The following is a 12,421-nucleotide window of genomic DNA, read 5'->3' on the forward strand; positions in this document are numbered from 1 at the left end:
GCTGAAAATGAAGAATAAATTCGCCTGATCAATCGGGCCCTTTCTCCTATGACGAATTGAACCAATCATGCTGTTCCATATTTTTCAGAACCATATTGATACGATATTGGACGAATTGACCGAAGCGGGAACGCTGCCGGTCGGAATGGACCGTGAGAATGTCACGCTCGAACCACCGCGCGATCCTTCGCACGGGGACCTGTCGACCAACGCGGCGATGGTCCTGTCGAAAGCGGCGGGCCTGAAACCGCGCGATCTGGCTGAGAAAATTGCAGAAAAGCTGGTTACACTGGACGATGTGCAGCAAGTCGACATTGCCGGTCCCGGATTTATCAATCTGCGCGTTTCTGCAGCTGTGCTGCGCAGTGAACTGCTGGAGATCGCGCGTCTTGGCGGAGAATATGGCCGATCGGACAAAGGCAAGGGCGTTACCGTCAATATCGAATATGTCTCTGCCAATCCGACGGGACCGATGCACATGGGTCATTGCCGCGGCGCGGTGGTTGGGGATGCATTGGCCGATCTGCTCGAGGCAGTCGGTCACAAGGTGATCCGCGAATATTATGTCAATGATGCCGGTTCACAGGTCGATACGCTCGCCCGCTCGGCGCATTTGCGCTATCGCGAAGCATTGGGCGATAATATCGGCACGATTGCCGAGGGCCTGTATCCCGGCGACTATCTGGTCCCGGTGGGGGAGGCACTGGCTGCCGAATTCGGCGATCAATACAAAGACGCACCGGAATCCGAATGGCTCTTGCTCTTCCGCAAGGCAGCCGTCGCCAGGATGATGGACATGATCCGCTCTGACCTCGCCCTGCTCGGAATCCGGCATGATATTTTTTCGTCGGAGGCCGAACTCCACGAAGCGGGCAAGGCGGATAAGGCTGAAGCCGAGCTGCGGTCCCGCGATCTGGTGTATGACGGTCTGCTCGAACAGCCCAAGGGCAAGGTCATTGACGATTGGGAGCCGGTCGTGCTGCCCTTGTTCCGGTCCACGCAATTTGGCGACGATCAGGACCGGCCGATCAAGAAATCCGACGGCCGCTGGACCTATTTCGGCGGCGATCTCGCCTATCATTTCCAGAAAGCGCAGACGGCCGACGAGTTGATCGATATTTGGGGCGCGGACCACAGTGGCACCGTCAAGCGGATCAAGGCTGCGGTCGCCGCGCTGACCGGCGGCAAGACCAAATTTGATGTGAAGCTGGTGCAGATGGTTCGCTTGCTGCGCAACGGCGAACCGGAAAAAATGTCCAAACGTTCGGGCAATTTCGTTACCATCGCAGATATGGTCGAGGAAGTGGGCAAGGACGCCGTGCGGTTCACCATGTTGACGCGCAAGGCTGATGCCCAGATGGACTTTGATTTCGCCAAGGTGACGGAAGCTTCGCGCGACAATCCGGTCTTCTACGTGCAATATGCCCATGCCCGGATCCAGTCGACCTTGCGCAAGGCCGCCGATGAGGGTCTCACGCCTTCTCCCGACCATCTCGACCGGCTGGGCGAAGAAGAAATGGACCTCGTCAAGATGGCGGCGCAATTTCCGCGGATCATCGAATCGGCTGCTGCATCGCGCGAACCTCACCGAGTCGCATTCTACCTGAACGACCTCGCAGCGGCTTTCCACGGTTTTTATAATCTGGGCAATGACCGGCCTGACAAGCGGATCCTGATGGTTAACGACCCGGAAACAACATCGGCGAGGCTTTTCTTGGCCAAGAATATCGGGCAGACTGTCAAGAATGGTCTGGCGCTCATGGGTGCCGAGGCTGCAGAATCGATGTGATCGGCCTCTAGGCGAACGGAGCATGAAATGTCAGACACCACCCGCGACAGTCTCGATCTGGACGACGAAGATCGTCTGCCCTGGCTGGAATCGGCCGAAGATTATGATGATGACGAGGAATATTCTCCAGCCCGGGTGGCGCTGTTTGTCGGCGCGGGCTTGCTGTTGCTGGCGGTGATCGTCGGCGGGATTTACTGGATGCAGAATCGTGATGGCGGCGGGCTGGACGGTGATGGCGAATTGATCGCTGCCCAGGAAGGCGACTATAAGGTTCGTCCCGACGACCCGCAGGCCCGGCAATTTGAAGGCGAGGGCGATGCCAGCTTTGCCGCCAGCCAAGGCGAGGAAAGACCGGCGCAGCTGGGTGAACCGGTCCAGACCGAATCGCCAATCCGCAGATCCGATGAGACACCCGCTGGTGACGCTGCAGGAGCGGCTCTGATCCAGCTCGGTGCCTATAGTTCGGCCAATCTCGCCGACAGCAGCTGGGCTGGCTATGCGCGGCGGTTTGAAGCGGTCGGAGCGCTACCGAAAAAGATTCTCCCCGCCACTATCGACGGCGGTACCATATACCGTCTGAACGCGGTCGCCCCAAGCCGGGAAGCGGCCCAGCAGATTTGCAACAATATCAAGGCCGCGGGGGAAAGCTGTCTCGTCGTTCGCTAGCTCAAGGGCAATAGTTGGTTGAAGCGCTGTGGATAACGGTGCTTTCGCCTTTACCCGGCTGCGAAACGGCGCGAGTATAAGATATGTTGCGTGAGAAATATATATCATGGCCATGACACCAGCGGTTTTTGGAGTGACGGGGCTGAGTCTGACCGCTGACGAAAAGGCGTTTTTCCGCGATTGTGACCCGGCGGGCTATATCATTTTTGGCCGTAATATCGAGAGCAAGGCACAGTTGCGCGCGCTCACCGACGGGCTGCGCGCTATCCATGGCCGCGACGATCTGGCGATATTGATCGATCAGGAAGGTGGTCGGGTGGCACGGATGCAGGAGCCGGTCTGGCCCAAATTCCCGGCCGGCGAGATATTTGACCGGCTTTACGACATCGCCCCGGCGACGGCGATCGAGGCGGCGCGTCTCAACGCGCAAGCGATAGCGGCAACCCTGCGCGAAGTCGGGATCACGGTGGATTGCCTGCCGCTGCTCGATGTCCGCCAGCCGAATGCCGACAATGTCATCGGTGACCGTGCACTGGGTAGCGAGCCGATGCGGGTCGCGGCGCTGGGACGCGCGATCCTTGACGGATTGCAGCGTGGCGGCGTGGTCGGCGTGGTCAAGCATCTGCCTGGCCATGGCCGGACCAGCGTCGATACGCACAAGGCCTTGCCGACGGTGACGGCGAGCGACCAAGAGCTGCAACTCGATCTGGCTCCGTTCCGGACGCTGAACCAGGCGCCAATGGGCATGACCGGCCATTTGCTGTTTACCGCCTGGGATGCAGAGCAACCGTCGACACTGTCGAAAACCGTCATCCAGGATATCATCCGCGACCGGATCGGTTTTGACGGGCTGCTGTTCACCGATGATCTCGACATGGAGGCGCTGTCCGGGACAGTTCCGGAGCGGGCCGAACGGGCGCAGGCAGCGGGCTGCGACATCGCGCTCAATTGCTGGGCCAGGATGGATGACATGATCGGGATTGCCGAACGGCTGGTACCGATGTCGGAAAAAACCCGGCAGCGGCTGGACCGGGCCATGGCGACGATCGCGGAGAGCAAGGGCGCCGATGCTGTCAGCGAACTGGCGGAACTGCTCGACCGGCGTGATTCACTCATGGCAGCGGCAGCGTGAGCCAGGAGCCGCAAGACGAAGGCTTCTTTTTTCCGCCCGAACCGCAGGCTTCGGACGAGGGCTCGCTGACGCTCAATATCGACGGCTGGGAAGGGCCGCTCGATCTGCTGCTTGCCTTGGCCCGCAACCAGAAGGTCGATTTGCGCGAGATTTCGATCCTCGAGCTGGTCCAGGAATATCTCAAATATATTGCCAGCGCCCAGACCCTGCGGCTGGAGCTGGCGGCCGACTATCTGGTGATGGCGGCCTGGCTCACCTATCTGAAGTCAGGCCTGCTGCTGCCCCGCGATCCGGAAATCGATCCATCGCCCGAAGAACTGGCGCTGCGGCTGCAGATGCGGCTGGAGCGGCTGAACGCGATGCGGGAATCGGGCGCGCGGCTGCTGGCCAGGGACCGGATTGGCCGGGACGTGTTCATGCGCGGCGCGCCGGAGGGTTTGAGGGTAGTGAAGGACCGGCACTGGCAGGCGGAATATTACGATCTGATCGCGGCATATTCCCGCGTCAAGATGCGCAGTGCACCCGCGATCCACATCGTCCGGCAGCGGATGGTGATGACTCTCGAAGATGCGCTCGCCCGGGTGTCCATGATGCTGGGTCAAGCGATAGACTGGATGGATATCCGCCATTTCCTCCCTCCGGGTGCACCCCCCGAACTTCGTAAATCGGCGCTGGCCTCCAGTTTTCTGGCAACCCTGGAACTGGCTCGGCAGGGAAAATTGGAGTTGCAGCAGGAAAGCAGTTTTGCACCGCTCAGAATAAAGGCGACGACCCATGGCTGAACATGAGATGGAAGACACCAGCCTGATCGAAATGGCAACCGATGCCATGGATATCGGCAAGCGCGCGGTCGAGGCAACGCTATTTGCCTCGGAAAAGCCGATGACGCTCGCCGATATCAAGGCCTATGTCGGGGAAGAGCTGGATATTCGCCAGATATTGGCGGACCTGCAGGATGATTTCAAGCATCGCGGCATCGTTCTGCTGAAGACAGGCGACCGCTGGCATTTCCAGACCGCTCAGGATCTGTCTCACCTGTTGCGCCGCGAACGGGCGGAGCTGCGCAAGCTCAGCCGTGCCGGCATGGAAACGCTGGCGATCATTGCCTATCATGAACCGGTCAGCCGTGCCGAAATCGAAGCCATCCGGGGCGTGCAGGTGGCCAAGGGTACGCTCGATGTGCTGATGGAAGCGGGCTGGGTACGCCCGGCCGGTCGCCGCGAAGTGCCGGGCCGGCCACTGATCTATGCGACCACCGCGGATTTTCTGACCCATTTCGGCTTGCACAGCCGCAAGGACCTGCCCGGCATTGATGAACTGAAAGCAGCGGGATTGCTGGATGCGGTCGATCTCGTGCTGGATCAGCTGGACGCGGAATCCGACGCTGAACCGGACTCCGATCCGGCCGCTGAGATGGAGTTTGCAGAAGAAGATGGTGTTTTGCTGGAAAACCAAAGCGAAAGCGCCTAAATAGGTCGCATAAGGAGAATATCGCATGCAACCGAGTATTTGGCAGATTCTAATTGTAGCAGCGCTGGTACTGATTCTGTTTGGTCGCGGCCGGATTTCCGAAATGATGGGTGATGTCGGCAAGGGCATCCGTTCTTTCAAGCAAGGGATTACCGACGAGGAAACAAACACGTCCACTCCCGCTGCAAAGCCCGCTCCCCAGATTGACAGCAAGACCGGCGATAGCTCGGCCGAGACCAGCAAGACCGCTGACAAGACGGCTGGTTGATTGGGCCGGCCTTAGGGCTGGGGGCCACATAGACTATGTTTGACCTATCCATTTCCGAGATCGCGATCATCGCGATCGTTGCCACTGTCGTCATCGGGCCCAAGGAACTACCACGCGCGCTCGCGGCAGCGGGCAAGTGGATGGCCAAGGCGCGCGGCGTGATGGCCAATTTCCGCACCGGGCTTGATGCGATGGTGCGCGAGGCCGAACTGCAGGAAATGGAAAAGAAATGGGCCTCGGAGAATGAACGGATCATGCGCGAGCATCCCGCTATTCCCGACGACAATGCCGTGCCGGAGCCCAGGATGGAGCCGCTGGACGGGCCATCCGGGGAACCAGCCGACCGGTCGGCGCCTGCCGAGGACCGTCCCGATCTCCCGCCTCCCGGCGACAGCAAGTCATGAATGAACATAGCAAAGCGGATCTGGATGACAGCAAGGCACCGCTGATCGAGCATCTGATCGAATTGCGCCAGCGACTGCTCTGGTCGGTCGCAGCCCTGACGGCCGCCTTTCTGGTCAGCATATTTTTCGCCGACGAGATTTTTGGTATATTGGTCCAGCCACTCACCGACGCCTTTCCGGCTGGCGAGGGCAAGCTGATCTACACCAAGCTATACGAGGCCTTTTTCGTCGAGATCAAGGTAGCGATGTTCGCCGCCTTTTTTCTCGCCTTTCCGATCATCTCCAACCAGCTCTGGGCCTTTGTGGCGCCTGGCTTGTACGCGAAGGAAAAAAAGGCGTTTCTGCCCTTTCTGATCGCCACACCGGTGCTCTTCATCGCCGGGGCTTCGCTCGCCTATTTCATTGTCATGCCGACGGCGTTCCGGTTTTTTCTGGGATTTGAAGGCCCGGTTGGCGGCCTGCAACAGGAAGCCCTGCCGGCGATGGGAGATTACCTGTCGCTGGTGATGCAGTTCATTCTGGCATTCGGGGTCTGTTTCCAGCTACCGGTCTTGTTGTTGCTGCTCAATCGCGCGGGCATTGTGAGCAGGCAGCAGCTCAAAAGCGCGCGCCGTTATATGATTGTCGGCGCCTTCGCGCTGTCCGCGATCCTGACGCCACCGGACGTGGTGTCGCAGCTGATGCTCGGCATCCCGCTGATCCTGCTCTACGAAGTCTCGCTGGTGATCATGTGGCTCACCGATCGCAGGAAGCGGGCGATAGTCTCGCCCTGATCAGCGAATGGCCTTGTTCCCCATGGCCAGATTCCGATATTGGCAAGCCTGTCGAACCACGACCATCAACCAGATGCGTCATCCGACAGGCTCAGGACCAATTTTTGTCAGTCGATGGCTTTCTCACCAGCACGGCCAACCGACTCGATATCCCGGCCCGCACCTTTGACGGTGTTGCACGCGCTGAGTACGAGCATGGATGAAATCAAGATTGCAACGGTAATTTTCTGCATATCACTATATCCTAAAAACTGAACTTCGCACTGAGGCGAATATCACGACCGGACAGTGGTACATAGTCTTTTGTGAACGAAGCATGACGGCGGGCATCGACGTCGAAGATGTTATTGGCCGAGGCAAGCAGGGTGATGTTGCCTTCCTTGCCGAAAGGACGCCAGGCAGCCGAGGCGTTGACCATCGTGAAACTGTCGCTCGGGGTTTCGAAGGCGGCAATCTTGTTCTGGCTGGCCGACCATTCCACTTCCGCGCGCAGATCGAGCGACTCGCTATGCGCCTTGAGTCCGCCCAGCAGCCGTAGCGGCGGGATGCGGGGAACCGAACCGCCACCGTCATCAATCTTGGCGCGGACATAATCGGCGACGCCGTGGGCGATGAATTCGAAGCCGCTGGCCCGTGCGAACACCGCAGATGCAGAAGCCTCGAAGCCATAATAGGTCGCATCGCGCTGGAAATACTGGAATATCGGCAATCCGTCTTCCTCGCCGGCGGTTTCGGCCTCGAAGATATAATCGTCGAACTTATTGGCATAGGCAGTGGCGCTCAGTTGAACATCTTTGCTGTTCCAGCGTGCGTATAGCTCGCCGCCCCAACTTTTCTCGGTGGTGAAATTCGGGTTGCCGATTTCAAAGGCCTGGGTCGCGATATGGGGACCGTTGGAAAGCAGTTCCTCGGCCGATGGCGCCCGCTCGGCTCGTGACAAATTCACGCCGATCTTGATTGGCGAATCGTCCGGCGTATAAGCCAGTCCGACGGCGCCGGAAACGGCGTTGAAGCTGCGATCGAAATCGATGACATTGGCGGAAATATCGGTTTGCTCGAAGCGCAATGCGCCTTCCACTTCCCAGTCACCAAGGTCGATTTCCTGGACGGTAAACAGTGCCCAGCTTTCCAGGCTGTTCTTCGGAACAAAGGCTTCCGCACCGACGGCATTGAAATCCCGCACCAGTACCTGCGTACCGATCACACCCCGCCAGCCGTTGCGTTCGGCCTGCACCAGTTCGGCCCTGGCCTCGATCCCGGAAACGGAGAAGACGGTGCCAATCTCGTCGCCTTCGAATTCGGTATGTTCATAGTCCGAATAGCCGGCACGGAAATTCAGCGCCTCGAAAAAGCCGCCGATGTTGACGCCGCCGCGCAGGTCGGCGCGAATCTGCTTGAGGCCGATGGTAACCGGGCCCTCGCCATGTTCTTCTTCGTCATGGTCATCGCCATGGTCATCGTCATGATCTTCCTCTTCCTCGCCATGCGCATGGCCCGCTCCCGGGCGTGATGGAACGCCGTAATTCGTATCATAATAGCTGACCGAGAAACCCAGATTGCCGCCGTCGTCGATATAGGCAATCCCGGCACCGGCAGTCTGCGTCCGGCTGGCGGAGTTCGGAATGCGGCCGCGCTGATTGGCGGCTTCGAAAAGCTCTTCCGCTTCTTCATCATGACCTTCTTCGGCTTCTTCCGCAGCATCGGCCAGCACAGTGGCACGCAGGGCTGGAGACAGGACAAAGCCGGGAACCCGGACGTCACCCGTATCGCGAAAGCTGCCGTCGGCATGGATCACCAGCTTCGACGTCAGCGGCACGTCCACCGATCCGGCGATGCTCCAGTCATCGGCAGCACTGCCATAGCCGCCGATCGCGTCGAGATGTACGGCATCATCGGGAATATCGCGCGGAATCCGCTTGTCGATCACATTGACCGCGCCGCCAATGGCATCACCGCCGAACAGCAGCACCGCCGGCCCGCGCAGAACTTCGATCCGCTGTGCGGTCAGCGGATCGATCGTCACCGCGTGATCGACCGAGGTGTTGGACGCGTCCAGAGAACCGATGCCGTCGGTCAGCACGCGCACTCGCGGTCCCTGAAATCCGCGCAAGACGGGGCGGGATGATCCCGGCGCAAAAGATGTGGACGACACCCCCGGCAGGCCGGTCAGACTGTCACCGATCTGGCCGCGCAGATCTTCTGTCAGGTCGTCACCGGTGAGCACCGAGGTGCCGGCCAATATGTCGAGCTGGTCGACATAAGGCGCGGTCACGATAATCATGCTGTCGTTGTGAAAGTCATCGGACAGTCCGCGTTCTACCCGTTCGGCCGGCGGCTGGCTTTGCTGGGCATAGGCAGGGGCCACGGGCAGGGCCAGGATGGCAGCGGAAATCAGGAATCTTCTGTGCGACATAATTTACTCTTCTGTACCTGAGGGAATGAATGGCGGACCCGATAGACAAAATGTTATGATATATCAATTCTAAATTTCGGAGATGTCGTCAGGCCGACCGAATTTTGCTATCAATGGCGCAATGAGCGGAGAAGAGGGTTTTGTCAGGCGAGGGGGGCTGGAATATTTGGTCATCCTGAACTTGTTTCAGGAGCCCTATCGACAGCGCACAATCTCACGAGGTCCTGAAACAAGTTCAGGATGACGAGGCCTCTGGCTTTGGCTATGGCCTGTCCCATGACCTTCACCAAGAAAATCCTTCTCCTCGGCTCCGGCGAACTCGGCCGGGAATTCACCATCTCGGCCAAACGGCTTGGCGCCCAGGTGATTGCCTGCGACGCCTATGACGACGCGCCCGCGATGCAGGTCGCCGATGCCTGCGAAATATTCTCGATGCTCGACGGCGACAGGCTGCGCGCGGTCATCGAAAAGCATCAGCCCGGCCTCGTCGTCCCCGAGGTCGAGGCGATCCGCACAGAGATTCTCGCCGAGATGGAAGCGGAAGGATATGATATCATTCCCTCGGCCCGCGCCACCCAGCTGACCATGAACCGCGATGCGATCCGCGATGTCGCGGCGCAGGAACTCGGTCTGACCACCTCGCGCTATCATTATGCCGAAAGCTTCGCTGAGGTCGCCAGCGCCGCTGCCGATATCGGCCTGCCGCTGGTGATCAAGCCGGTGATGTCTTCTTCGGGCAAGGGGCAGAGCAAGGTCGACAGTGAGGATGGTCTCGAAACCGCATGGAAATATGCCGTCGCCAATATGCGCGGCGACCGGGCGCGGGTGATTGTCGAGCAGTTCGTCGATTTCGATTACGAAATCACTCTTCTGACCATCAGCACCCGCGACGGCGTGCTTTTCTGCCCGCCGATCGGCCACCGGCAGGAGCGCGGCGACTATCAGGAAAGCTGGCAACCGGCGGCGATGACGGACTCTGCGCTCGCCATTGCCCGGGACATGGCGCGCAAGGTCGTCGACAATCTTTGTGGCGGCGGCAAGGGCTGGGGCCTGTTCGGGGTCGAGTTTTTTGTCACGAAGGCCGGCGAAGTGATCTTCTCCGAACTCAGCCCGCGCCCGCATGATACCGGCATGGTCACCCTGATCGGCCAGAATCTGAGCGAATTCGACCTGCACGCCCGCGCGATCCTGGGCCTGCCGATTCCGCATATCGCCCTGACCGCAACGGCCAGCGCCAGCGCGGTGATCCTGGCCGACCGCGAGAGCGAGAATTTTGCCTTCACCGGCATCGGCGACGCCCTGGCGCTGGGCCGCGAAGGCGCGGAAGTGGATGTGCGGATATTCGGCAAGCCGGTGACCAGACCGTATCGACGCATGGGCGTCGCGCTGGCAACCGGTGCGGATAGCGATGCGGCGCGCGAGTTGGCGAAGCGGGCAGCGGATGCGGTCAAGATTATATTTGACGAATAGCAGCGCCCCGGCGATCATGCGATAAAGCCGACACAAAGGAGACACCGATGACCGACCGCAGCGATTTTGGCCCCACCACCACCGCAGATGAAGTGCTCGACGGCATAGACCTGACGGGCAAGCTCGCCGTGATCACTGGCGGAGCCTCTGGTCTCGGCGAGGAAACCGCACGGGCAATGGCGGCGAAAGGCGCGCATATCATCATCCCGGTACGCGATATGGCCAAGGGCGAAGCCGCAGTGGCGGCAATCAAAACCTCCGTTCCCGATGCGGATATCGAATTGATGGAATGCGATTTGGGCAAGATGGCCAGTATCCAGTTTTTTGCCGAGGCTTTTCTGGTCCAGCATGGCCAGTTCGATCTGCTGATCAATAACGCCGGGGTCATGGCCTCTCCGCATATGACCACCGGCGATGGTCTGGAGTTGCAATTCGGCACCAATCATATCGGTCATTTCCTGCTCACCAATCTGCTGCTGCCCGCCCTTCTCAAAGCCGCAAAAGCCGGAGGAGATGCCCGCATCGTAAATCTCAGTTCGCGCGGCCATCATGGCGATACGGTGCATTTCGACGACCCGCATTTTGAAACGCGGGACTATGACAAATGGCTTGCTTATGGTCAGGCGAAGACCGCCAACATCATGTTCAGCGTCGGTCTGGAAAAGCGGCTGGCGGGCAAGGGCGTTCATGCGCTGGCCGTGCATCCGGGCGGCATCCAGACCAATCTCGGACGCCATCTGTCCGATGATGATAGGGCGGTGCTGATGAAACGGATCGAAGAACGTTCGGGAGGGAGCTTCACCTTCAAGACGGTGGAGCAGGGGGCCGCCACCACTTGCTATGCCGCGACGGCGGTGGAACTGGAGGGCAAAGGCGGCGTCTATCTGGAAGACTGCCATATCGCGGATGTCGATGATGAAGATCCCAACGGCAGCGTCCGGTCATATGCCGTTGATCCGGGCAATGCAGAGAAGCTATGGACTCTGTCTGAAGCCACTGTCGGCCAGACTTTTTCTTACTGACAAACCCACCCATGCACATCGGAGATTTCCCACCCATGACCGCCCCCTATATTCTCTATGGCTCGCCTCTCTCGCCCTTCCAGCGCAAGGTCGAGGCTGTGATGGCGCTCAAGGGGCTCGCTTATGATTGCGAGGAGGTCAGCGTCATGGCCATGCCCGACTGGTACAAGGAAATCAGCCCGCTCGGCCGCATTCCGTCCTTGCGGGTCCGGGAAATTGCCGAGGATGGCGCAGCCGGCACGATCACCGACAGCTCCGCCATCTGCGGCTATCTGGAAAAATGCCAGCCCGACCCCGCCGTCTATCCCGCCGATCCGTTCGACTATGGCCGGGCGCTCTGGCTCGAGGAATATGCCGACACCGGCATGGCGATCGCGGGCGGACTGGGCCTGTTCCGGCCGATCATCTTCAATCTGTTCCAGCGCAAGGAGCCGGATCTCGATACCGCGCGCAAGACCTGGAATGAGAAACTGCCGCCGCTATGGGATTATCTGGAGGGAGAGCTAGACGGCGCCGACCATTTTATCGGCGACACGATCAGCATTGCCGACATCGCGGTCGCTTGCCAGATCGCCCAGACCGACATGCTCGCCGGTCTGCCCGACAAATCCCGCTGGCCAGCCCTGGTGGCCCATTATCAGGCCATGCGGGAGCATGACTGTTTCCAGCGCAACAACGCAGGCTGCGCCAAGATAGTCGCGAAACTCGTGCCGGACAAATTCGACCTGAGCGCGTAATGGCCGGCCGGAGTTGCGGCCGAAGATAGGAGAGAAGCTTGAATGTCCGGCGGCAATCCCGAGACGGCTTTCTCGCCTGACAAATTGTTGCAGCGGGCCAGCAGCGGGCCAACTGCGGGTTCGCAGTTCCCTTGCAGGAGTTGGCGTCCCTGGATGTCTCATTGGAAATTAGAAATCGAAATTTTTAGATGCACATATGATGTGCGGTTAATATTGTTGGCCACTGCATGTCAGCGGAACTTCAGACAGGTTTCTGCGTAATTTCATCAACGCAAGG

At 59.5% G+C, this 12,421-nt stretch carries 13 protein-coding genes; 11 read left to right on the forward strand and 2 right to left on the reverse strand.

Annotated features, from left to right (window positions below; all coding sequences use genetic code 11):
• Window positions 1-67 precede the first annotated feature (67 nt).
• From argS to tatC, 8 genes are all read left to right on the forward strand, one after another.
• Window positions 68-1,789, forward strand: coding sequence for an arginine--tRNA ligase (gene argS, locus ACEW8J_RS10035; RefSeq protein WP_373491502.1), 1,722 nt, complete (start codon window positions 68-70; stop codon window positions 1,787-1,789).
• Between the two features lie 27 nt (window positions 1,790-1,816).
• On the forward strand, window positions 1,817-2,455 hold the full coding sequence (locus tag ACEW8J_RS10040) for an SPOR domain-containing protein (protein WP_373491503.1): 639 nt from the start codon (window positions 1,817-1,819) through the stop codon (window positions 2,453-2,455).
• Window positions 2,456-2,567: 112 nt separating this feature from the next.
• A complete protein-coding gene (nagZ, locus tag ACEW8J_RS10045) occupies window positions 2,568-3,587 on the forward strand; it encodes a beta-N-acetylhexosaminidase (RefSeq protein WP_373491513.1) in 1,020 nt (339 codons plus the stop codon).
• A complete protein-coding gene (locus ACEW8J_RS10050; protein ID WP_373491504.1) occupies window positions 3,584-4,369 on the forward strand; it encodes a ScpA family protein in 786 nt (261 codons plus the stop codon). Before nagZ ends, ACEW8J_RS10050 begins: the two co-directional genes overlap by 4 nt.
• Window positions 4,370-4,415: 46 nt before the next feature.
• Entirely contained in the window at window positions 4,416-5,057 is a 642-nt protein-coding gene (scpB, locus tag ACEW8J_RS10055; protein ID WP_373491514.1) for an SMC-Scp complex subunit ScpB, read from the forward strand.
• A gap of 25 nt (window positions 5,058-5,082) precedes the next feature.
• On the forward strand, window positions 5,083-5,325 hold the full coding sequence (locus ACEW8J_RS10060) for a twin-arginine translocase TatA/TatE family subunit (protein WP_373491505.1): 243 nt from the start codon (window positions 5,083-5,085) through the stop codon (window positions 5,323-5,325).
• Window positions 5,326-5,360: 35 nt separating this feature from the next.
• Complete coding sequence (gene tatB / locus ACEW8J_RS10065) at window positions 5,361-5,729, forward strand: Sec-independent protein translocase protein TatB (protein ID WP_373491506.1); 369 nt, start codon at window positions 5,361-5,363, stop codon at window positions 5,727-5,729.
• Entirely contained in the window at window positions 5,726-6,502 is a 777-nt protein-coding gene (tatC, locus tag ACEW8J_RS10070; RefSeq protein WP_373491507.1) for a twin-arginine translocase subunit TatC, read from the forward strand. Before tatB ends, tatC begins: the two co-directional genes overlap by 4 nt.
• Window positions 6,503-6,609: 107 nt before the next feature.
• Here tatC and ACEW8J_RS10075 read toward each other — a convergent pair whose 3' ends face one another.
• Both ACEW8J_RS10075 and ACEW8J_RS10080 read right to left on the reverse strand, forming a co-directional pair.
• Window positions 6,610-6,735: an entericidin A/B family lipoprotein gene (locus ACEW8J_RS10075; RefSeq protein ID WP_373491508.1), complete on the reverse strand. Its 126-nt coding sequence runs from the start codon at window positions 6,733-6,735 to the stop codon at window positions 6,610-6,612.
• Between the two features lie 11 nt (window positions 6,736-6,746).
• The gene (locus tag ACEW8J_RS10080; RefSeq protein WP_373491509.1) at window positions 6,747-8,915 is read right to left on the reverse strand and encodes a TonB-dependent receptor; all 2,169 of its coding nucleotides are present in this window, start codon (window positions 8,913-8,915) and stop codon (window positions 6,747-6,749) included.
• 276 nt (window positions 8,916-9,191) lie between these two features.
• Between ACEW8J_RS10080 and purT the strand changes: the two genes are divergently transcribed.
• Genes purT through ACEW8J_RS10095 form a run of 3 tightly spaced genes read left to right on the forward strand, consistent with a single transcriptional unit; the run spans window position 9,192 to window position 12,144 of the window.
• Window positions 9,192-10,385: a formate-dependent phosphoribosylglycinamide formyltransferase gene (gene purT, locus ACEW8J_RS10085; RefSeq protein WP_373491510.1), complete on the forward strand. Its 1,194-nt coding sequence runs from the start codon at window positions 9,192-9,194 to the stop codon at window positions 10,383-10,385.
• 47 nt (window positions 10,386-10,432) lie between these two features.
• Window positions 10,433-11,407 (forward strand): SDR family NAD(P)-dependent oxidoreductase, encoded by a 975-nt coding sequence (locus ACEW8J_RS10090; protein WP_373491511.1) that lies wholly within the window; start codon window positions 10,433-10,435, stop codon window positions 11,405-11,407.
• Between the two features lie 35 nt (window positions 11,408-11,442).
• Window positions 11,443-12,144: a glutathione S-transferase family protein gene (locus tag ACEW8J_RS10095; RefSeq protein WP_373491512.1), complete on the forward strand. Its 702-nt coding sequence runs from the start codon at window positions 11,443-11,445 to the stop codon at window positions 12,142-12,144.
• Window positions 12,145-12,421 lie beyond the last annotated feature (277 nt).

It is taken from the genome of Parasphingorhabdus sp. (assembly GCF_041748495.1).
Taxonomy (GTDB): Bacteria; Pseudomonadota; Alphaproteobacteria; order Sphingomonadales; family Sphingomonadaceae; genus Parasphingorhabdus.

What these genes read in the sequence shown, in the direction of transcription:
- argS (WP_373491502.1), top strand. Translation starts at nt 68, where the DNA reads ATGCTGTTCCATATTTTTCAGAACCATATTGATACGATATTGGACGAA.
- ACEW8J_RS10040 (WP_373491503.1), top strand. Translation starts at nt 1,817, where the DNA reads ATGTCAGACACCACCCGCGACAGTCTCGATCTGGACGACGAAGATCGT.
- nagZ (WP_373491513.1), top strand. Translation starts at nt 2,568, where the DNA reads ATGACACCAGCGGTTTTTGGAGTGACGGGGCTGAGTCTGACCGCTGAC.
- scpB (WP_373491514.1), top strand. Translation starts at nt 4,416, where the DNA reads ATGGATATCGGCAAGCGCGCGGTCGAGGCAACGCTATTTGCCTCGGAA.
- ACEW8J_RS10060 (WP_373491505.1), top strand. Translation starts at nt 5,083, where the DNA reads ATGCAACCGAGTATTTGGCAGATTCTAATTGTAGCAGCGCTGGTACTG.
- tatB (WP_373491506.1), top strand. Translation starts at nt 5,361, where the DNA reads ATGTTTGACCTATCCATTTCCGAGATCGCGATCATCGCGATCGTTGCC.
- tatC (WP_373491507.1), top strand. Translation starts at nt 5,726, where the DNA reads ATGAATGAACATAGCAAAGCGGATCTGGATGACAGCAAGGCACCGCTG.
- ACEW8J_RS10075 (WP_373491508.1), bottom strand. Translation starts at nt 6,735, where the DNA reads ATGCAGAAAATTACCGTTGCAATCTTGATTTCATCCATGCTCGTACTC.
- ACEW8J_RS10080 (WP_373491509.1), bottom strand. Translation starts at nt 8,915, where the DNA reads ATGTCGCACAGAAGATTCCTGATTTCCGCTGCCATCCTGGCCCTGCCC.
- purT (WP_373491510.1), top strand. Translation starts at nt 9,192, where the DNA reads ATGACCTTCACCAAGAAAATCCTTCTCCTCGGCTCCGGCGAACTCGGC.
- ACEW8J_RS10090 (WP_373491511.1), top strand. Translation starts at nt 10,433, where the DNA reads ATGACCGACCGCAGCGATTTTGGCCCCACCACCACCGCAGATGAAGTG.
- ACEW8J_RS10095 (WP_373491512.1), top strand. Translation starts at nt 11,443, where the DNA reads ATGACCGCCCCCTATATTCTCTATGGCTCGCCTCTCTCGCCCTTCCAG.